This is a genomic window from Paenibacillus sp. CECT 9249, assembly GCF_918697855.1.
GTDB lineage: Bacteria > Bacillota > Bacilli > Paenibacillales > Paenibacillaceae > MSJ-34.
The window spans coordinates 28,435-50,601 of record NZ_CAKKLI010000004.1 but is presented as its reverse complement, the minus strand read 5'-3'; the positions used below and the strand labels follow the sequence as shown (position 1 = coordinate 50,601).

The window sequence follows — 22,167 nt, the reverse complement described above, 5'->3', positions numbered from 1 at the left end:
TTTTAATAATGCAACAAAACAAATGGGACGTCAAATCGGAGCCCTATTACTCTAGTCTTTTTTGTCAGGCAAAGGATAGAACAATAGATTTACAGGCAAATTGCTGCCGGATGCCGGCGAGAACACAATCGTCACTTTCTCTTCTCTCGATCCGGTGCGGTACAGAACGCTGGCTTCGTCCCGATTGTTCAAATTGCCCGATTCAGGCGCGGGAACCAGCTCCCCGTTCACCATGAATACGCCGGAGTACAAGCCGCCGCGCGGATTGAAGGAGATGAGCGTGTTCGGCGCTACCTTTTCCAAATAAATCGTATAATAGACTCCATAGTTTCCAAGATTTACGCTATCCATGCCGTTCATGAAGTCTCTTCCGACGAGGAACGGATCGTCCGTCTTGTCGGCAAGCATCATGCGGGCCGGTTGATCCCCGATCGTTTCCGCAATGCTGATCGTGCGGTTGGAACCTTGATACGTGCCGCGAATGTGTACGCCGTCGCGGTCAAGCAACGTCAAGTACGGAAGCGAAGCCATGACGTCTTTCGATTCGTCGACCGCAACGACGCGGTAACGAACCGGAGCGTCGGAATACAAATCGGCCATCATGCTGACGACTTGCCCCGGTTTGGCCGCTCTTGCGCTCAAGTCGGTCAAAATGAGCTTGCTTTCGCCCGGAGCTAAATTCACGGTCTGCCGCACGCCGCCTTTTTGCAATGACTCAAAGTAACGTTGCAACGATTTTTGTCCCGTAATCGATTCGAATTCATTCGGACCGGCGAACCCGACATGCTCGATCCCAAAGGCGACGTCAAAATCGTACGGGTTGGTGGCGATCACATAAAACTTCAAATTTTGGTTGGAAATATTTTTATGATGGATCAAGAAGCGCATGTCGCCGTTGATCGTATCGTCGTATACGACTCCTTCGGTCGTTACGCTTTCCGGGCTGTTGCTGCGAAGCAGCACTTTGCCCCAATCCGTGCTTTTGAATTGAATTTTCGGCAATTCGAGCACGCTGCCGCCGTTGAATGTATATTTTTCCCCGACAGGGGTATACAGTTTATTAAAATCGTCTCTTGTGTACAATGTTTCTTCCGTAATGGTAATCGTTTTTTCGTATTCGCTGCTTAAGCCGTATTTATCGGTAACCTTCAATTTAATCGTTTTTTGTCCCGGGGTAAAAAAGGCACGCTCTTTATTTTCCCATTTGCGTTCGACGATCGAATCTTCTTCATCGGTACTTTGATCTTGAATGCTGATCAATTCGCCCATCCGGTACGTATCCTGATTGGTCACGAAACGGGCGACAGGCGGTTGTTTCGCCGGTCTGACATAGACCGTCACGGAATACGGTTTACTCCAAACGCCGTTCTCGTCGCGAACCCAGCGGGTAATCACATGCAAGCCCGGCTCTTGGAAAATCTCTTCTTTCCCTTCCCAGCGTTCTTCGACAATGGCTAAACCGCGCGGGTGGGAAGAGCGGTCCTCGTATTCGACTCTCGTTTGTTCGGCGCGAATATCTTGCGTTTTCACGATAAATTCCGCGCTTGGAGCGGAGTATAAGTTAAGTATAATTTCTTTCGTCTCCGCATTGAACGTAAGCGGAATATTCAACGCTTGCGTAATGGTCGTCAGCGGCACCATAAATATATTATGTTGCGAGTAGGCCGGACCATGCGCTTTTTTCTTCACGCCGTCAACCGTATAAGTTGCGCTGTCCATTTTGAAGCGTATTTCATGGCCCCCGCTTTGCAGCACCGTTTCTTTCGTCGAATTGTCGAACGAAACGTTGATGCCGACACGTTCCGCCAAAGAGCGCAGGGCGACATAAGAATTACCGTCCTTGACCGTTAGCGGCTGAAGCGCGGTATATTCCGTGCCATTATGAATCATTTTATCGCTGTTTGCTTTTAAGATCAGCAGATCTTGCTCCTCTTGCGCTTCGGCCGGATCGACCGTCGCCGAACCGTTCCCCGCCGTTTCCTGCGGATCTGCCGTTTGTTCCGTATCAGGCGCTTCCTCCGTTACCGGCGTTTCCCCCGGTCGTTCCGCTTGTTCTTCCGTCATGTCCGTTTTAGCTTCGTTCTGCGGATTGGCGGTCGTTTGTTCCGCCGCGGATTGCGACGCATCGGCCTGCTCTGCCGAAACGGCGGATGCCATTAATAATTGCGAAATAATTAGTGTAGAAATGAGCATCGTTTTAAATAGTTTCATCATAGACTCCCTCATATCCGTTATCGTGTCAGTGTTGACAATGTATAGACGCAGGAAAGGTCGAAAAGTTTCTTCGCTAGTGCAAATTTCTCAATAAATTCGGGAAACGCGCAAAAAAGCCGGGACGATACGATCGCGCCGGCTAAAGTACGAAATATCTTTGTTCTCGTTACGATTGCAATGTTGCGGAATGCCCGAACGGATACTCGGCTGCAATGGCGACCGGAAGCTTTCCGCGAGCCGGAATGGCGCCTGTCAATACTTTGCCGAGCGCCGCCATCGTCATCGGTCGATTTTCATAACAGCATAAATAAGTCGCAATGTCCGGAAATTGGTTCAAATCGTACGGATTTCTTGTCGAGGCGACGACAAGTTTCACGCCGCTGCGCGCCGCAAGCTCGCGGACGATCTCCACTTGCCCTTCGTGCAGCGTCGATACCGCATTATAGGTGGCGACGACGATTTGCTTATACCCGGCGCAAGCTTCGATCGCATTGCGCACTTCTTCCGGTTCGGGATTCGTTCCGATTCGTAATTCTTGAACGTTCGCCATCGATTCGGATAAAGCGGCAGCCAGCGCATACCTTTGTTCGACCGGTTCGTCGACTTCCGTCCTCTCTTTCACTTCCGGCCAAATGACGATCGTAGGCTCATTCTTGTCCAAAGGCAACTGGCCGTCATCCTTCACAAGCGTGACGCTCTGTTCGCAAATTTGCCGCACGATATCTTTCCTTGCGGTTGTGCCGAAACGAGAGGCAAAGTCGGCCGTTGCCCGGCTAAACCGATCCATTTGGCGCTTGCGTTTCAACTCCATAATTCGCTTGACGGACTCGTCGATTTGCGCTTCCGGCACCCTGCCCGACTCGACGGCGGCGATGACCGCTTCGATGGAAGCGACCTGGCTTTCGAACGTATGGCTGACGAGAACGAGATCGGCGCCCGCCTCGACCGCCATAACCGCTCCTTCGGCAACGCCGAAATGTTGTGATATGGCATGCATCTCCATGCAATCCGTAATGATGACGCCGTTATACTTCAACTCTCCTCGCAGCAAATCCGTCAGCACACGACGCGATAACGTCGCCGGTTTCGATGCGGGTTCGAAGGCGGGAAACATGACATGGGCCGTCATGATCGCATCCACCCCTTCTTCGATAGCCCGTTTAAACGGAACGAGTTCCAGGTTGAATAATCGTTCCCTCTCATGCGGCACTTCGGCCAATCCGTAATGCGTATCGGATTCCGTGTCCCCATGACCCGGAAAATGCTTTGCCGTCGCCGCGATCCCCGCTTCCTGCAAACCCCGAATCGCCGCCGCCCCCATCTCCGCTACCAGATCGGCGCGTTCGCCGTACGACCGGACGCCGATCACCGGATTGAGCGCATTGTTGTTCACATCGACGCTCGGCGCGAAATTGACATTAATACCCAAATCTCGCAGCTCGAGCCCGCATATTCGCGCGGCTTCATAAGCCAGATCGGTATTGCGCGTCGCGCCGATCGCCATATTGCCCGGAACGAGCGTTACTTCATCGCTATCGATTCGCGCCACCATTCCGCCTTCCTGATCGATACTGATCAATAGCGGAATATCCGATTGTTCCTCATTCCACTTCTGCAAATCGTAGGACAGCCCGGCGATCTGCCCGACTTCGCGCACATTTCTGCGGAAATAAATAATGCCGCCCAAATGATAGTTCGCAATCAGCGCCTTAATGTCATCATTCGGGACATAGCCTTCAAAACCGCAAACAAACATTTGGCCTACCTTTTCCGCCAAGGACATGGAATTGATCTGTTTCAAATGCCTGCATCCTTTCTTTCCCGGTATTCTGAAGGTGTCATGCCAGTATATTTTTGAAAGACTTTCGTAAAATACCTTCTCTCCAAGTATCCCACAAGCGAGCCGATTTGGGTAATGCTTTTATCGCTCATCAGCAGGAGAGATTTCGCCAATTCCATTCGTTGTTTCGTTAAATATTCCACGAACGTTTCGCCGAAATGATTTTTGAACAATAAGCTGAAATAGCTGCAACTGATTCCGAGATGATCGGCAATCTCTTCGATGCCGATGTCGGAGGACAGATTGCGCGTAATATAATCTTTGGCGGAAATCATCAGCAGTTCGCTCGATTTTTTGTTCAGCGCCGCGTCGGTCGAACGATGCACAAGTTCCGCGATCATTTGCAGCAAATCTTTCACGCTGACGCTATGCTGCAAATTTTTCCATACGGCTTCTTCTTCCTTCGTCGAGATGACGTCCATCTCCCGCATTTCCCGCAGCAAATGGATGACGACATAATGCAGCAGCCGTTCGGCGCGGACAAGCGACTGCTCCGACATCGCAAGCAAATTCGATTGCAGCGATTGCAGCGTCCGTTCGATTTTCGCGCGGTCGCAATGCCGCAGGCCGGACACGATATCTTCGATTAATTGCCACTCCGAAACGGTCGGATTGGAATGGTCGTGCGACTTGTTTTTGACGGAAATAATCTGTTCGCTAAGCGGATTGACGAGCAGCAAGCGCTGAATGTTTTTGTAAGCTTCCGAGAGTCCGTCCAGCCGGATCGGCCCGTGCTCGATTCCGACGCTAACCGTAAATTTCACATTTTGCTTGACGGCTTCCCGCAGCTTCGCCGCCCAGGACATCGCCTTCTCTTCGCGCAAAGGCAGCATCCCTTTGAAAAACTGGACGATCAAGCACCATTCGCCTTCCCGCGTCTGCAATGCCGCGTATTTAATATGACAATCGTGAAGCGCTTCCTGCAGCACATTATTCACCGCGAAATTCCACAGTTTCCGTTCGTTGTCGTTCCATGCGGTCGACCTTTGCGAATATCCGTCCAAATCGACCAAGAACAGCGCGTATTCCAAATCGTCCACATTCTGGTCCGCTTCCGAAATGACATAACGTTCATTAATTAAGGAATAACCCATCAATTGATCGAACATCATCTTTTCGTACGCCAATCGTACGACCCGGCCCCACCTGCGCTCCGCCACCATCTTTTCCAGCTTATGCGCACGGATCAGGCCGACAATGTTCCGCACCGTTTCTTCCAATTCCTCGTAATTGATCGGTTTCGAGATATAGTCCCGAACGCCGTGCTGCAGCGCGACTCTAGCATATTCGAATTCTTCATAGCCCGTCAGCATAATAATTTCGCAATCCGAATCGATTTTGCGGTATTCCCGCAGAAAAGCCATGCCGTCCATGACGGGCATGCGGATGTCGCATAATATTAAATCCGGGCGCTCGGCGGACGCGAGCTCAAGCGCTTCCATCCCGTTGCGGGCCAAAAATACTTCGATATCCAACTCTTCCCAAGGAATGACTTGTTTCAAATTATTTAAAATATGAACTTCATCGTCGACCAACATCGCTTTCAGATTCATTAATATCACCTAACCCGTACCTAGGGATTATACACTGAATGATTGTTCCTTGATTAACCTCGGAGCAAATAAACAATCCGTATCCCGGACCGTATTGTATGCGTATGCGGTCGGCGACGCTGCGCACGCCTAACCCGCGGCGTTCCGCATTGGCCTCTGCCGGTGCGTCCTTCGATGGATCGTCGCTTTGCAAATAGCGGAAATTTTTGAGCTGCTCGCCCGAGATGCCGATCCCGTTATCTTCCACGAAGATGACGACCTTATTGCCGTCAAGCCGGCCTTTAATATGAATAAACCCTTTATATTGAATCCCTTCAAACCCGTGTTGAATGCAATTCTCAACCAGCGGCTGCAGTGTGAGCTTCAGAATGGTGCATCTCATCACTTCGTCCGGAATGGAAATTTCATAATCGAACAAATCTTCAAAACGAAATTTTTGAATTTCCAAATAACTGCGCAAATGTTCGATCTCTTGTTTTATTGTAATTTCTTCTTTGTCTTGAATGCTGATTCGCAATATATTCCCGAGACGGTGCACCATTTGGCTTACAATACGTCCCTTATTCTGAATCGCCAGCACATTAATGGATTCCAAAGTGTTAAAGAGAAAATGCGGCTTGATTTGCGCCTGGAGCACGCGCATTTCCGCTTTGTTCTTATGGTTTTGCTCCAATTTCACTTGTTCGAGCAACTGATTAACCCGGTCGATCAAGCTGTTGAACCCTTTCGCGAGCAAATGCAATTCGTCGTTCCCTTTCTCATTCACCCGCACTTGCAGATCGCCCGTTTCCACCCGCCGCATAAAACGCACGATGCGGATAATCGATCGGGTGATTCGGTTCATAAATAACAAGAAAAATAGAAATGCGGCCAATAAACTGACGGTTGTTATCGTACCGATCCACTTAATAAACAAAGTGATGTCTTCGGACAATGATTTCCATGAAGTCACGGATACGAGATACCAGTTCAAATCGGGCATCTCGTTGACGGAGATAACGCTTTCCGAATTGTTGAAATTGCCTCGATAGCTTTGGTAACCCGGCGCGAGATTCAAATTGGCCGGAATATATTTTTGCAAATATTGTCCGTCGTCTTGCTGAGAACTGTCATACAATATTAATCCGTGCTTATTGACGAGAAAGAAACGGATTTGCTTCAAATTATCATTATAACGGAAACTATTAAAAATTTTTTCCAGTTCCCAATTTTTAATTTGAACGACCAAAATCCCCATATTTTTGAGCGTCCATAAATCTTTCACGACGCGAATTTGCGTGAAAACAGGTTCGGTACCCGTCAGTTCCGGAAATTCGTTAGGACCGATCCAGAGCGGACTTCCGTTGCGCTCCATCGTTTCCCGGTACATCGGATGATTGTTAAATTCCTCAAAAGGGAGAGCTTTGAAATTTTCCTTTGTAAAAATGGACACAATGTTCGAATTGCTAAAAGCGTATTGATTGAAATTATAGAGGAATGCATAACTGATCGATGGATGGTTGTACAGTAAATTGCGGAAATTCCGCTGCGTTTCGTTCATATTCAACCGGTCCAAATCGGTAATGTTTTGCTTTTTCGGATCTTTCGCATTTAATGCGGATTGAAAGAAAGAGTTTACAATTCCGTTATCCGTTACTTTGTTCATTTCTTTGAAAATGAACTGAATATTTTGACTGACGGCTTTTAATGTTAATTCGGATTGCTGCTTATACTGCTTCTCGATTAAATAAGTGGAAATATAGAACGTAGCGGTCCCCAACGAAAACAAAGGAATAATGATCAGCGCAATAAAAGCGATAAACAATTTTTTACGCAAATTCATCATTCCTCTTGCTCCCTTGGGGCGTTAGCCTTTAATGCTTCCGGCGGTAACGCCTTCGATAATTTTCTCTTGTAAAAAGACGTAAATAATCATGACCGGTACGACGCTATACACAATGCCCGCAGACATCTGGGCATAGTTCGTATAAAACTTGTCGCGGAATCCGACCATCCCGACAGGCAGCGTCTTTAACTCGTCGTTCGAAAGGAAATAGTTTGCAAGTAGAAATTCATTCCAGTTCCCCATAAAGTTTAAGATAAAAACGGTGACTAGGGATGGAACCATAAGCGGTATCATAATTCTAGCAAAAATCCCCTGCGCCCTCAACCCGTCGACAACGGCCGCTTCTTCAATTTCGCTTGGAAAGGAACGCATAAAAGCGGTCAGGATGACGACGGTAATCGGAATCGAATTCGCGATATAAGGGATTATCAAAGCCATATGCGTGTTGAGTACGCCTATTTGTCCCATCAATAAATAGATCGGCAGCAGGAGCGAATTGTTCGGGATCAGAATGCCGACAAGAATCAACGAGTAGACGACGACGCTGATTTTGCCGAATCTCATCCGCGTTACGGCGAACGCCAGCATGGAGCTGATTAAAATCGTCCCGACCGTCGCGATTAAGGCGATGTACAAGCTATTGAAAAAATACGTGCTAATATTCGCGTTGACCCAAGCCCGAACATAGTTCTCAAAAGCGAATTCCGTCGGCAGTCCGAACGGATTCAAGGCAATTTCCGTATTGTTGCGCTTTACGGAAGAAAAAATGACGAATAGAAACGGATATAAAACGATTAGTACATAAGCCAGCAGAAAAAAATGCGGTATTCCCCTCTTTAGCGTTCTCATCAATATTCGACCCTTTCGCTTCGTCTTGCAAAAACCCCTTGATAAATTCCTGTGATAATGAGCGTTAAGATGAAGATTAATACCGTAATTGCGTTGCCGAGGCCGTATTGAAAGCTGGTGATGGCGTGTTTAATCATATAGGTGATCAACACGTCCGTCGTTGACGCAGGCCCCCCTTTAGTCATAACAACGACAATGTCGGCCGCCTTCATCGCACCCGCTACCGACAGCAAGACGACGACGGAGATGACCGGCATAATTAACGGGATCGTAATGCGGGTCGCCCGCTGATACTTCGTAGCTCCGTCGATTAATGCCGCTTCTTCGACTTCTCTCGGAATGCCCAAAATGGCGGCCAGCACTAAGATAATATAGAATCCGGTCCATTGCCAGGCATTCGTGATCAATATCGACAGCATCGCCAGGTTTTGTTCCGCAAGCCAATACAGCGGTTCGATTCCGAACAAGCCCAGCACTTTATTCAGCAAACCGACATCGGGGTTGTAAATAAATCCCCACAGAATACCGATGACTGCCGTCGACATAATGGAAGGCATGAAAACGGCCGACTTGTAAAAGCCTTTCAAACGCTTCACATTCGCGATCAATAAGGAGAAAATAATAATGAGCGGCAATTGAATGAGCAAAGAGAAAGCGATGAAATAAAAGTTGTTTAATGCCGCTTTCCAAAAACTCGGATCCTGCAGCGCTTTGGAAAAATTCTTCATGCCCGCAAACGTATAATTACTGGAAATACCGTTCCAATCGGTAAAACTATAATAAATCGAAGTAATTAAAGGGTATACGAAAAAAGCGACAAATAGCGCTAAAGCCGGCAATATAAAGCAAATATAAATAATCGGACTTCGTAACGCTCTGTTCATAGAAACCTCCAGCACATTATGACATCGATCTGAAGCGAATATTTGGAAAGAAAGGGCCACCCATACCGTTCGATAAGTGGCCCCTTATTTCTTATCTTGCTAATTATTGACCGGTTTCAATTGCAACGTCTTGCGCTTTTTGGATCGCGGCGAGCGCATCTTCCGCCGTTGCCTGACCGCCAATCAGCTTTTGAATTTGCGTCTCTACTTCCGTTCTAACGGAAGGTTGAACCAAAGCGTCGAATGCGTTGAAAGAGCTTTGAACTTTAGACAACGTACCTGTAATTTCTTTCATGATCGGCTCCGTAGCCAATTCCTGATATTTCTGCTCATCTACTTTCATGGAAGGAAGTACGCCGTCTTCTTTAAATCCGCGAAGCTGCATTTCTTCGTTATACAAGTTTTTAATAAATGCTTTGACAGCATTTAATTTTCTTTCATCCTTAGCGACTTCGGCAGAGAAACCGTATCCGTTGTTCATATCTTGCATCAACGCGGTTTGATCTCCAGGACCTCCGGCAAGAGGCGGCATATTGAAGAATCCTACCTTGTCTCTCATATCTTCGGCCATATTCGGCTCTTGGCCTTCTTCAGCTTTCTTGAAAATCGACGAGCGCCATGTTCCTTCGAACATCATGACGGCTTCTCCGGTCGTAAACTGCGTTGTCATATCGGCATAATCCAACGCGAGTTCGCCCTTCTTGAAGTAGCCTTTATCTACCCATTCCTTATGCTTCGCCCAAGCTTTGATCATATTCGGGTCGTCCCATTTCGTCTTGCCGCTCGCAAAGCCTGCTGTAATTTCCGGTCCCGCATAACGCGCCCACAGCTGGTTCGTCATCATCAAAGGAACCCACGATGCTTGCGATGCTGCCGCGATCGGAACTTTGCCGTCCGCTTTAATCTTGGCGAGCAATTCTTCCAATTCTTCGAACGTTGTCGGCACTTTAAGGCCTTTTTGCTCGAAATATTCTTTGTTGTAGAAGAATGCTTCCGCCGATCCGCCTACAGGCAATCCGTACACTTTACCGTCATCCGACGTCCACGATTTCAAGTCGAAAAACTTGTCCTTAATCCCCAATTCCTCGATAATCGGTGTAATATCGAGCATTTTGCCTTCTTTGTAGTACAAATATGCGTCAAATCTGCCAAACGTATCGAAGATTTCCGGCGGATTTCCTGCCGCCATCTCTCCTCTCAGTTTCTCGTTCCGGTTCACGGCATCTTGAACCCCGTCAAGCTTCAATGTTAGTCCTGGAACTTCCTCCTCTGTTTTCTTGGCGACGTCTTGCAGGATTTTCAAGCGGTTCTTGGAGGATTCGGCGACTTGCGTATGCCGAATCGTCATTTCGAACGGCTCCACCTTCTCCGGTTCTTCCTTAGGCGGTTCCGCCTCTTTCGTTCCTTCGCTGCCCTGAGTGTTCGCCGGCGGCGGATCAGCCGATTTGCTGCCGCAACCGGCTAGTCCCATTGTTAAGACGATTACCAGAGTCATTAGCAATAATAAACTCTTCTTCATCCTTGTAAGACCCTCCCATTGAATAGTTATTTTGTACTACGTGTTCATTATAAAATGGATGTTTTTTTTTGGTAAGGATGACATTTCGATTATGGAGGGATAAAATCGTCTAATGATTGCAAACGATTCAGAAAGGAACGGGATATAAATCGCCTTCTTTCGCGTGAACGTACCATTTCGCTTGAGTTTCATACATCCGTTTATAGTATCCTCCCCGACTCATTAACCGGTCGTGCGATCCCATCTCCACGACCTCTCCGCCGTCCATGACGATAATTTTATCCGCTTGCCGACATATTCCAAGCCGATGCGTCAAAATGAGCGCCGTTTTATTTTGCAGATGCGCAAGCATCCCTTCAAACAACCGGTCTTCCGATAAAGGGTCGATCGCTGCCGTCGGTTCGTCCAGAATGACAATATCCGAATTTTTATAATAGGCCCGCGCCAAACCAATCTTTTGCCATTGTCCGCCGGATAAATCGACGCCATCGCCGAATACGGGATTCAGCGGCGTTTCGATTCCGTTCGGCAACCCGTCTGCAAAGCCGCTTGCGTCGCTGAGACGAACGGCTTCAAGCAGACGGTCGGCATGTCCGCCGCCTTCCCCGTCATGAAGCGAAATATTGTCCCGAAGCGACAACGGGTACTTCCCAAAATGCTGCAGCAGCACGGAAAGATGCGCCCGAACCGATTTTTTGTCATAATGGCGCATCGGTATTCCATCGAGAAATATTTCTCCTTCGTAATGATCGTATATTCCAAGCAAACATTTCACCAACGTCGTTTTGCCCGAACCGTTATGCCCTACAATGGCCACTTTTTCCCCGGCTTTGATTTCAATGTTGATTTGCTTTAATGCGTAGGATGCGGCATTAGGATACCGAAACGAAACGTTCTCTAATTTGATTTCGCGCTTCAATCCTTGAAAGGGGAGCAGCCGCTCGTCTTGTTCCTCCTCTTCCAGTTCCATCACCTTGAAAAACGAAGGCAAATATACCGACGTTTCCTGCAGCCGATTGACCGATTCCACCAATTCGTGCGCCATATTTTGCAATTGCAGCAAACCTTGCGTCACCATCAAATAAGTTCCGACCGTAAAGGACGTAAACAGAACAAGGATGAGCAGCATCATAAATTGCAGCGCTTGGCTTATCATTTGCAGCGAGCCGAGCAATAGATCCTGTTTATTCGTTAACCGGACTTGCATCTTTTCGATATGAAAAAACAAAGACTTCCATTTGGATAGAATAAAGCTGTTTAATTGAAACGTGCGCACTTCGCCCACAAGTTCGCGATCGATCAGCAAGCCGGCATAATATTTCGCTTTTCTTGAGGGCTCGCTCGTTTGCATATAAATTTCCATCTGTTTCCGAAAATATTTGCGAATCGCAAACACATGCAAAAAGCTTACCGTAACGATAATCGCAAGCACCGACCAATGAACGTTCCGCATGACATACAGCATCACCGCAATCGTCAGCGACGATTTCGCAAATTGAATCAAATGCTTCAAGAGCGGAAAGCCCAAATGCTGGAGCGTATTGGATAGCGCCATAATCTGGTTGTGCGTCTCCGACCGTTCCAGCAGCGTAATTTTCACATTGGACAATTTGGTATGGACTTTTTCCTCCAACAAGCATTTATATTGGCTGCTCAACTGCGTCTCCAATATTTTATTGAGCGCAATGCATAATTGAATGAGAGCGAAGATCCCGGCTTGCACAGCCAATAATGCGATCAATTTGTCAAATTGCCGATGTTCGATCGCCGCGGGCAGCGAATTGCCGATGTATTCCGTAATCATTAATTGCGCATTAGGCAAAATGACGAGAACGCCCGCAAGAACGACAAAGCAATACAATTTCCATGAAAATGTTCGTTTTAGCACCGAAAGCATGTCCATCCAATTTCGTATATTTGTGTTGTTCATTTTCGATAACCCCAATTGGTATGATTTAAAAAAAGAGGAGAAACTCAAGATTGAGTCTTCTCCCCTTGTTACTTCATTGGCATTAGCAGCAGCCGCCCGAATACCATTGCCCGTCGCTGCCTTTTAAAATTTCCCTATGATAGCTGTACGTACAGGACGAATCAAAGTTACAAACACGCATGATCTCACCTCCTTTCATGCTTCCGCCGGTTAGGAAGCGATTCTTGCCGCCGGGTATTCTTGAAAATAGAGATGCAATTTCTCCGAATCGACCGTATACGTTCCAATCACTTTCCCGTCCGAAGCGATATGCATCATGGACGGAAACGAGGTAATATCCAATTGTTTCATTTCCGGCGCGGCTACGCTATATATTCGATCCAGAGAAAGCGCATGCAGAAATTGGCGATGCTTGGCCATCTTATCTTCCGCATCGGATACTCCCGGATAAGTATAGGTCAGTACGATCAAATCAAACTGAAACGCGCTGAAATTATACATTTTCATTTTCTCTAACGTTTCTTCGCATGGCTTGCAGCCCGGCAGCGCAAACAAAATATACGTGTCCTTCGTGCCGCTCAGTTGTAACGCCGACATCTGTCCGGTCGTCATATCTTTGACTTGAATCGTTGGAAAAAGAGCTTCTTTTGCTAAACCGTAATGAGCCGGAACAAGGGCGCTATCATGATCCTGATGCCTTGAAGCCAGCAGAGACTCCAGCCTTTCGAAGACCATTTTTTGATGCTTTGCCAGCTTCAGCCCTAAAAACAGGCTGCAAAAAAAGAACAACGACGAAATCGTAATATGCAGCAGCATCAATCGTTCCATTTCCGTTTACACCACTCTTCGTTCGATTATTGCGATGAAGCATTCTCTTTCATAAGCGCATTGACTTTTTGGATGAAATAATAAGCCGTCAACAAACATAGAACGAGCAGTTCGGTTAACGCCAACATTTGCCATTGCTCCGCATGTTTCAATCGCTCGACTACAGACGGTGATGCGGGGGCTACAATCGTCCAGCCCAGACCGATGAACAAGAGCGCGTTGCGAATCGGAATGCCGACGCCGATCGGTTCGTTTCCGAGCAGTCCGCCGCAGTGGCATGTCAGCTTCGTTTTTTTGAAGAGATGATACGTTATCAGGATGGAAAAGAACAGCAGCATAGCCATTAAGACGATCTCCGGTATATGGTACGGAACGATCGGTACCAATAATAGAACGGCGCAACCGATTTCCAAAGCCACCGTCGTTGCCGATAATATCCGTACCGCCAACGCGTTGCGAATCGATGTAAATCGAACGATCGCTTCTTCAAAGGAAGACATGGCGAACAACTTCGAAATTCCGGTGCTCACAAAAACGGTGCAAACCAGCAATTGGATCGGCATCGTCATATCCAAGACGCGTCACCTCCGGTCGGAATGCCTGAGCCAACGGATCTGCCAAGGCGGTTGAGACGGTCTGATTCGATTATGGAAAAGCCCTGTATCCGAAAAGTCGAACTGCGGATACGGCATTTCCGCGAAATCTTGCAACGGCGACAACAGATGATGGCGGTACTGCCCCATGCTCTTCCCTCCATTCGTTTTTTCTTTTCTATCAATCTCCATATCTGTAATATAAAGAAATCTATCCTTTGAAGGAATGAGTTAGGATGAAAGGGCGATAGATTCGGCCCAAACGGCGCGATGTTTGTCCTCAGCGGATAGAGAAGCGGACAAATCGGATTCGTATTCTAGAACGCTTCGGTTATTTTGAGCTTGTGCACAAGCCGTAAAAAATGATCGTAGTTCCGGCGAGTCAGCGGTATGTTCTGATTGATGTGAGGGTAGACAATAAGATAATTGCCCTGGATGATGGGGTCGGGTATGACCGTTTCAATATGTTTGATATTGGCGAGATAACTGCGGTGAGGCGTCATGATCCATTCCGAACAGCGATCCTGAATCCGTTCCAGATTCGTGCTGGTCTCCATGATCGTTCCGTCGGTTAAATGGATTTCAAATCGCCTTTTGTCCACTTTTTCTACAAAGACGATGGACTTTTCGGCAACGTTGACCGTGCGGTATTTATGCTTCACTTGAATGTAGTTTTGAGCGTCTTGCTGCAAGAGCGACAATGTTTTATGCTGTTCGATCCGATGCTTCGCCTTCGCAACGGCTTTGGCAAAACGATCGTAAGGAATGGGCAAATTGATATAATCGATAGAATTCAACTCGAAACCCGCCGAATAATGACGAGGTTCGGTGGAGCGCGACACGATGATGACAGGCGGAGCGAAGCCTTGTCTTTGAATATGTTTGCAAGCGGTAATGCCGTCCATTCTATCCAACAAAATATCGGTAATAATAAGGTCGGGCATAAATTTGAACACGGCGTCAATTAAAGCGTTGCCGCTGCCCGGCGTATCTACGACGCGCAATCCCAGCTTCGTGGCATATTGAATCAACGTATTGCGGCAACGAGGATGATCTTCGGCAATAATGCAAGAGTACTCGGGTTTCATAACAAACATCGACTCTCCTTGTTCTATGAAATTGGTTCGCATTTGCATGAACGCGCGTAGTCTCCATCCCTCCCTGAACGGAAAATTTTGTAACATTTTGTAATTTACACAATTATTGTAGCTCTAGTTACATATTTTGTAATAGGATAGAATTAAATAATTTAGGGATAAAATTATCTACAAGCAAATCGTAGACTAGCGTTATATCGTCACCCTGCTCCAAGTTCGCGGACATAGGAGACGCTAATTGTGACAAACGGCCGGGTTTCAGACAGTTTGCGGACATACGATCCGTTATTCGCGCCAAAAGGGTCCCCGAGGCAACGCCAGTCCGTTGCAAGACCGAAAACGGAAGCTTTTCGCATTAGCGTTGCATCGAGTATTGCTGCTCTTCAAGCCCGAGGAAGCGTTTCTGTCGGCCCTCCTCTGTGAAAATCCCCCTCGTTCAGATGCTAGAAAGCCCGGGCGGGCTAACGAAACTTATAAACCCTAATAGCCTGTAAATCACCATGTTGCAATGTCTAACGAAACTCAAACACGCTAATGAGGGGAAAAAGGCGGTACAATCGCCGATTTCCAATGAATAACGATGCGTACTTTCGCTAGAATGGGGACGTCTTCATTTTGAGCCTAATAAGAATTGTCAGTTTCGTTAGCGTCAAATGCGCAATAAAGCCAGTACCATCAACGGTGGCGAAAGGTGAAGCAGACTCCAATTGCGGGTTTTCGAGGCTATCAGCTTCTCGATGCAACACTAGTGAGGTTTCGTAGCGGATCATCAAAAACAGCATAAAAAAACCGGAATCCGCTTAATAGATTCCGGTCCGGTATTTCGTAACTATTATATCGTCTTCACTGCCTGTCTTCCTTGCTCGATCAGGCGGTACGCCCGCGCGATTTCTTCATCGGCCGGCGAAGGCACTCCTGCGAGCGGATAAGCTTTGCCAAGCTGTTCCCACTTATATACGCCCATTTGATGATAGGGCAATATCTCGAATTTCTCGATTCCGTTCAGCGTGCCGAGCAATTCGCCGTATGCGATTAAATCGCGCTCGTCGTTATGGATGCCCGGTACGTACACGAGACGAATCCACATCTTCTTGCCGCTTTCCGACAACCGCCGGGCGAATTTCAACGTCCTGTCGATCTTTTGCCCCGTTAAGGCAAGATGTTTGTTCGGATCGATATGCTTAATGTCAAGCAGCACCAAATCGGTTGCATCCAGCAGTTCTTCCGCTCGCTCCGCCTCGCAAAATCCGTTCGTATCGAGCGTCGTATGCATTCCCCAGCGCCGCTTGACCTCGCGGAACAGTTCGGCGACGAATGGGGCTTGCAGCGTCGGTTCGCCGCCGGAAACGGTCAAGCCTCCGCCGGAAGCATTGTAATAAGAGAGATACGGTTCGATCTCCGCCGCCACTTCCTCGACGGACATGCTGGTCCCTTTCGTCGTGTCCCATGTATCGGGATTGTGGCAGTATTGGCATTGCAGGGCGCAGCCCTGCATGAAAAGCACGAAGCGTATGCCGGGTCCGTCAACGGTGCCGAACGTCTCTAATGAATGGATTCGACCGTTCATTTTTTTCACGCATCCTTTCTGCAGCACTGCGCCTTATTGTTCCAACATGCAGCGAATGCCTTGCAATTTGATCTTCCGTTACATCATGCCATGGAACGTACGGTTGATCACGTCCAATTGCTGTTCTTTCGTCAGCTTAATGAAGTTGACGGCATATCCGGAGACGCGGATCGTCAATTGCGGATAATTCTCCGGATGCTCCATCGCGTCGATCAGTTGCTCGCGGTCGAATACGTTGACGTTCAGATGATGGGCTCCGCTTCCGAAGTAGCCGTCCATCATCGCCACAAGGTTGGATTTGCGGACTTGATCTTCCTTGCCGAGCGCTTTCGGCACGATGGAGAACGTGTTGGAGATACCGTCCAGACTATGCTCGTATGGCAGCTTCGCAACGGAGCTAAGCGATGCGAGCGCCCCTTTCTTGTCGCGCCCGTGCATCGGATTGGCTCCCGGAGCGAAAGGCTCGCCCGCCTTGCGGCCGTCCGGCGTCGTGCCCGTCTTCTTCCCGTATACGACATTGGACGTAATCGTTAATACGGATTGAGTCGGGAGCGCGTTGCGGTACGCTTTATGCTTGCGCAGCATACCCATGAACTTTTCGACCAATTGAACGGCGATACGGTCGACGCGATCGTCGTTATTGCCGTAGCAAGGATAATCTCCCTCGATTTCGAAATCGACGGCAATTCCTTGCTCGTTGCGGATCGGCCGAACTTTCGCGTATTTAATCGCGCTCAAGGAATCGGCCGCGACGGACAATCCTGCGATACCGCATGCCATGGTGCGCAAAATGTCCTTGTCGTGCAGCGCCATCTCGATTCTTTCATAGCAATATTTATCATGCATAAAGTGAATGACGTTGAGCGTGTTCATATACAGCTTCGCAAGCCATTCCATCATCGCCGTGAAGCGTGCCGTCACTTCCTCGTAATCGAGCACTTCGGACGTGATGCGCGGATATTCGGGACCGACCTGCTTGCCGGATTTCTCGTCGACGCCGCCGTTGATGGCATACAGCAAACATTTGGCGAGATTGGCGCGTGCGCCGAAGAACTGCATCTGTTTCCCGATCCGCATAGCGGATACGCAGCAGGCGATTCCGTAATCGTCGCCGAAGTGCGGGCGCATTATATCGTCGTTCTCGTATTGGATGGAACTGGTCTCGATCGACACCTTGGCGCAATATTTCTTGAAAGCTTCTGGCAATTTCGTCGACCAGAGCACCGTTAAGTTCGGTTCGGGCGCCGGCCCCAAATTGTATAACGTATGCAGGAAACGGTAGCTGTTGCGCGTAACCCGCGTTTCGCCGTTCAGGCCCATGCCGCCGATCGACTCGGTAACCCACGTCGGGTCGCCGCTGAACAATTCGTTGTAATCCGGCGTACGCAAAAATTTCACGATACGCAGCTTCATGACGAAATGGTCGACCAGTTCTTGCGCCTGCTCCTCGGTTAGCGTTCCTTCTTGCAAGTCGCGCTCGATATAGATGTCCAGGAACGAGGACACTCTTCCCAAGGACATCGCCGCGCCGTTCTGTTCCTTAATGGCGGCCAAATAGCCGAAATACAGCCATTGGAACGCTTCCTTCGCATTAACGGCCGGTTTGGAAATGTCGAACCCATGCATGGCGGCCATAGACTTCAGTTCGCCCAGTGCGCGGATTTGCTCGGAGATTTCCTCGCGGTCCCGAATCGTATCGGCGTCCAGCGCGTCCAATTCCAGGTTCAGCAAATCTTTCTTCTTCTCTTCGACCAGGAAATCGATTCCGTACAGAGCTACCCGGCGATAATCGCCAATAATGCGTCCGCGTCCGTAAGCATCCGGCAGTCCGGTAATAATGCCGGCGGAACGGGCTTTCCTCATTTCCGTCGTATAGGCGTCGAATACCCCTTGGTTATGGGTCTTGCGGATCGTCGTAAACATATCGACGATTTGCTGCGGCATCTCGAAGCCATACGCTTTGCAGGCGTCGATCATCATGCGGATGCCGCCGAAAGGTTGAATCGAACGTTTAAAAGGCTCATCGGTTTGCAACCCGACGATTTGCTCTTTCTCTTGATCCAAATAGCCTGGTCCGTGCGAAGTGATCGTCGATGGCGTGTTGACATCGACATCCAAAACGCCGCCGTTGTCGCGCTCTTTTTTCGTTAAGTCGGACACGATTTGCCATAGGGCTGTCGTTCTGTCCGTCGGACCGGCGAGGAATGACTCGTCTCCGTAATACGGCTTCAAGTTCGCTCCGATAAAGCTGTTCACATCCACCGTTTTCGTCCATTTTCCTTGTTTGAATCCGCGCCAACCTTGTTCCGCCTGTTTCATCACGTCTTGTTCAATCACCGACATCGTAATCCCTCCATTTTCTGTACTACATATTCAGGATATCTGTTTATTGATTTCTCCATTTCCTGAAATATAGGATTTGTCTTATCGTTTACACTTTAATTGTACAATTAGAAAGAGATTAAAGTTGTGACAAAAATCACATTCGGATGATTTTGCCACAACTTTTCTCAACTGTTATATTAATTATTCAATCTGTTATATATATTTCGTTTTATCGGTTTGAAACTGTATTATTCAAACTTGCCGTAAAACGCGTTCCGATATATTTCGGCAAGTTCTGTAACGAGCGGAAGCTTCGGATTCGCCGTCGTACATTGATCTTCGAAGGCGCGATCCGCCAAATAATCGACTTTCGCTTCAAATTCTTTGGCATCGAACCCGAGCTCTTGGAACGACTCCGGAATGCCGAGCGCCTTGTTCAGCTTGCGGATCGCCGCGATCAAGCTGCTTACGCCTTCTTCCACCGTGCGCGCCGGCAGCCCGAGAATGCGCGCGATTTCCGCATAACGCTGATCCGCGATAAAATGATCGTATTTCGGGAACGATTGGAATTTCGTCGGTTTTTTCGCATTGTAACGGATCACATGCGGCATAAGAATCGCATTGGTGCGGCCGTGCGCCGTATGATATTCCCCGCCCCATTTATGCGCCAAGCTATGGTTGATGCCAAGGAACGCATTGGCGAATGCCATACCGGCCAGCGTCGAAGCGTTATGCATTTTCTCGCGTGCGACCGGATCGCCGGTTAAGGCCGACTTTTCCAAATATTCGAATACCAATTGAATTGCTTTGATCGCAAGCCCGTCCGTATAATCGTTCGCCATGACCGAAACGTACGCTTCGATCGCATGCGTCAATACGTCCATGCCTGTATCCGCTACGGCCACTTTCGGCAAGCTATAGACGAAATCCGGGTCGATAATCGCCACGTCCGGCGTCAGCTCGTAATCGGCCAGCGGATATTTCGTATTGCCGCGCTCCTTGTCGGTAATGACAGCGAACGAAGTAACTTCCGATCCCGTACCCGAAGTTGTCGGAATCGCTACGAATTTCGCTTTTTGGCCGAGACGAGGGTACTTGTACGTCCGTTTGCGGATATCGAGAAATTTTTGTTTCAAGTTGTTGAAATCCGTGTCCGGATATTCGTAGAACAGCCACATCGCTTTGGCGGCGTCCATCGGGGAACCTCCGCCGAGCGCGATAATGCAGTCCGGCTTGAACTGATTCATCATCGCCACGCCGCGATCCACCGTCGCCGTCGACGGATCCGGTTCAACCTCGGAGAAGATTTCGACGGCTACCGGAGTCAGCCGTTGCCGCAAGTAATGCTCCACCTTCTCCACATAACCCAATTTGACCATCATCGGGTCGGTCACGATCATGACGCGGTTAATATCGCGCATTTTGGCCAAATATTGCGTCGCGCCTTTTTCGAAATATATTTTGCCCGGAACTTTAAACCATTGCATATTCACCGTGCGGCGCGCCACCCTTTTCACATTGATTAAATTGACCGCAGTTACGTTCTGCGAGGTCGAATTCCGTCCGTACGAACCGCAGCCGAGCGTTAGGGACGGCAAGTTCGTATTGTAAATGTCGCCGATCGCGCCATGCGTCGACGGGGAATTGACGATGATGCGGCCGGTTTGCAGCCGGTCTGCGAATTTTTGGATCACTTCGTCGTCGTTCGAATGAATGACCGAGGAATGTCCCATGCCGCCGAATGCCACCATTTCGGTCGCGCGCTCGATGCCCTCGTCCGCGTTTTTCACTTTGTAGCACGCCAGCACAGGGCTTAATTTTTCCGCAGACAATGGATAGTTCGGACCGACTCCCTCGAGCTCCGCAATCAATATTTTCGTATCCTGCGGAACTTTCAAACCGAACATTTCGGCGATTTTCGCCGCAGGCTGGCCGACGATATTCGGATTGACCGCGCATGTGCCTTCCTTCATCGCTTTGCCGGACAGAATCGCCGTTTCTTCTTTCGTTAAGAAGTAGCATCCATGGGCAATGAGCAATTTTTTCACTTTGTCGTAAATCGGCTCTTCAATGATCACTGCTTGCTCGGACGCGCAAATCATGCCGTTGTCGAACGTTTTGGAAAGGATCAGATCCGTAACCGCCTGTTCGATATGGGCCGACTTCTCGATAAAGCAAGGAACGTTGCCGGGACCGACGCCGAGCGCCGGTTTGCCTGCGCTGTAAGCCGCCTTGACCATGCCCGCGCCGCCTGTCGCCAATATTAAAGCGACGTCCGGATGGTTCATAAGCGCGTTGGTCGCTTCCATCGACGGCGTCTCGATCCACTGGATGCAATCTTTCGGCGCGCCTTTGGCGACAGCCGCATCGCGTAAAATCCTCGCCGCTTCGGCGCTGCATTTTTGCGCGGAAGGATGGAAAGCAAATACGATCGGATTGCGCGTTTTGATGCTTATAAGCGCCTTGAACATCGTCGTCGACGTCGGATTCGTCACCGGGGTAATGCCCATGACGACCCCGACCGGTTCCGCGATTTTTTGGCAATTTTCATACGGATTGTCTTCGATGACGCCGACGGTTTTATCGTATTTAATGCTGTGGTAAATGTACTCCGTTGCGAAAATGTTCTTCGTAATTTTGTCTTCGTACACGCCGCGGCCCGTTTCCTCCACCGCGAGCTTGGCCAAAGCCATATGTTTGTCCAAGCCGGCAAGCGCCATCGCCTGCACGATTTCATCCACTTGCTCCTGATTGAGCGCCATGAACGCTTCTTGCGCCTTGCGCGCTTTGCGCATGACCGCATCGATTTGCTCCTGAACGGTTTGCGTCGTTTTTTCGGCTTTCAACTCGTTTTTCACTGCCATCCCAACCATCCTCCACTTCCCTAATTTCTTTTTTTGTCTGTGACACTTTTAGCATACAACAAATCATTGTCTTTGTCTCGTGAAAAAATTCACAAAGTTTGAAAATTGTTTGAATTTTCATCAGCGTGAAAAAAAGAACTGCAATTTTAACTAATTATTCATAATTGTCGACGCTTATGGGTGTTCCCTTGCGGCAATACATGTTAAAATAAGTATGTGATAATTTGCACAAACCAAATTGCAACTTCTGAACTTTAGCAAAACAAATGACGGGAGAGA

15 protein-coding genes are annotated in these 22,167 nt (G+C 48.6%); all 15 read right to left on the bottom strand.

Annotated elements, in window-relative coordinates:
• Positions 1-51: 51 nt before the first annotated feature.
• The 15 genes from LQ229_RS05180 to adhE all read right to left on the bottom strand — a co-directional run bounded on the left by LQ229_RS05180 (position 52) and on the right by adhE (position 21,888).
• The gene (locus tag LQ229_RS05180) at positions 52-2,211 is read right to left on the bottom strand and encodes a copper amine oxidase N-terminal domain-containing protein (protein ID WP_230191108.1); all 2,160 of its coding nucleotides are present in this window, start codon (positions 2,209-2,211) and stop codon (positions 52-54) included.
• 169 nt (positions 2,212-2,380) lie between these two features.
• Positions 2,381-3,997 (bottom strand): beta-N-acetylhexosaminidase, encoded by a 1,617-nt coding sequence (nagZ, locus tag LQ229_RS05175; RefSeq protein WP_230191194.1) that lies wholly within the window; start codon positions 3,995-3,997, stop codon positions 2,381-2,383.
• Between the two features lie 14 nt (positions 3,998-4,011).
• The gene (locus tag LQ229_RS05170) at positions 4,012-5,607 is read right to left on the bottom strand and encodes a response regulator (protein WP_230191107.1); all 1,596 of its coding nucleotides are present in this window, start codon (positions 5,605-5,607) and stop codon (positions 4,012-4,014) included.
• Positions 5,576-7,432: a sensor histidine kinase gene (locus LQ229_RS05165; RefSeq protein WP_356709676.1), complete on the bottom strand. Its 1,857-nt coding sequence runs from the start codon at positions 7,430-7,432 to the stop codon at positions 5,576-5,578. Before LQ229_RS05165 ends, LQ229_RS05170 begins: the two co-directional genes overlap by 32 nt.
• Before the next feature lie 21 nt (positions 7,433-7,453).
• Complete coding sequence (locus LQ229_RS05160; protein WP_216538792.1) at positions 7,454-8,281, bottom strand: carbohydrate ABC transporter permease; 828 nt, start codon at positions 8,279-8,281, stop codon at positions 7,454-7,456.
• Positions 8,281-9,165, bottom strand: a complete 885-nt coding sequence (locus LQ229_RS05155) for a sugar ABC transporter permease (protein ID WP_216538793.1) — start codon at positions 9,163-9,165, stop codon at positions 8,281-8,283. The genes LQ229_RS05160 and LQ229_RS05155 overlap by 1 nt, the downstream gene beginning before the upstream one ends.
• Positions 9,166-9,268: 103 nt before the next feature.
• Positions 9,269-10,684 carry an extracellular solute-binding protein gene (locus LQ229_RS05150; RefSeq protein WP_230191106.1) on the bottom strand — a complete coding sequence of 472 codons (1,416 nt, stop codon included), beginning with the start codon at positions 10,682-10,684 and terminating at the stop codon, positions 9,269-9,271.
• Between the two features lie 127 nt (positions 10,685-10,811).
• The gene (locus LQ229_RS05145) at positions 10,812-12,572 is read right to left on the bottom strand and encodes an ABC transporter ATP-binding protein (protein WP_216538795.1); all 1,761 of its coding nucleotides are present in this window, start codon (positions 12,570-12,572) and stop codon (positions 10,812-10,814) included.
• Positions 12,573-12,824: 252 nt separating this feature from the next.
• A complete protein-coding gene (locus tag LQ229_RS05140; RefSeq protein ID WP_216538796.1) occupies positions 12,825-13,442 on the bottom strand; it encodes a hypothetical protein in 618 nt (205 codons plus the stop codon).
• A 26-nt stretch (positions 13,443-13,468) separates the two neighbouring features.
• Entirely contained in the window at positions 13,469-14,011 is a 543-nt protein-coding gene (locus tag LQ229_RS05135) for a MauE/DoxX family redox-associated membrane protein (protein ID WP_356709807.1), read from the bottom strand.
• Positions 14,012-14,023: 12 nt separating this feature from the next.
• Positions 14,024-14,227, bottom strand: coding sequence for a hypothetical protein (locus LQ229_RS05130; protein ID WP_230191104.1), 204 nt, complete (start codon positions 14,225-14,227; stop codon positions 14,024-14,026).
• Between the two features lie 125 nt (positions 14,228-14,352).
• The gene (locus tag LQ229_RS05125; protein ID WP_230191103.1) at positions 14,353-15,132 is read right to left on the bottom strand and encodes a response regulator; all 780 of its coding nucleotides are present in this window, start codon (positions 15,130-15,132) and stop codon (positions 14,353-14,355) included.
• A gap of 832 nt (positions 15,133-15,964) precedes the next feature.
• Positions 15,965-16,699, bottom strand: coding sequence for a pyruvate formate-lyase-activating protein (pflA, locus tag LQ229_RS05120; RefSeq protein WP_230191102.1), 735 nt, complete (start codon positions 16,697-16,699; stop codon positions 15,965-15,967).
• A 78-nt stretch (positions 16,700-16,777) separates the two neighbouring features.
• Positions 16,778-19,042, bottom strand: a complete 2,265-nt coding sequence (pflB, locus tag LQ229_RS05115; RefSeq protein WP_216538803.1) for a formate C-acetyltransferase — start codon at positions 19,040-19,042, stop codon at positions 16,778-16,780.
• Between the two features lie 230 nt (positions 19,043-19,272).
• Positions 19,273-21,888: a bifunctional acetaldehyde-CoA/alcohol dehydrogenase gene (adhE, locus tag LQ229_RS05110; protein WP_216538804.1), complete on the bottom strand. Its 2,616-nt coding sequence runs from the start codon at positions 21,886-21,888 to the stop codon at positions 19,273-19,275.
• Positions 21,889-22,167 lie beyond the last annotated feature (279 nt).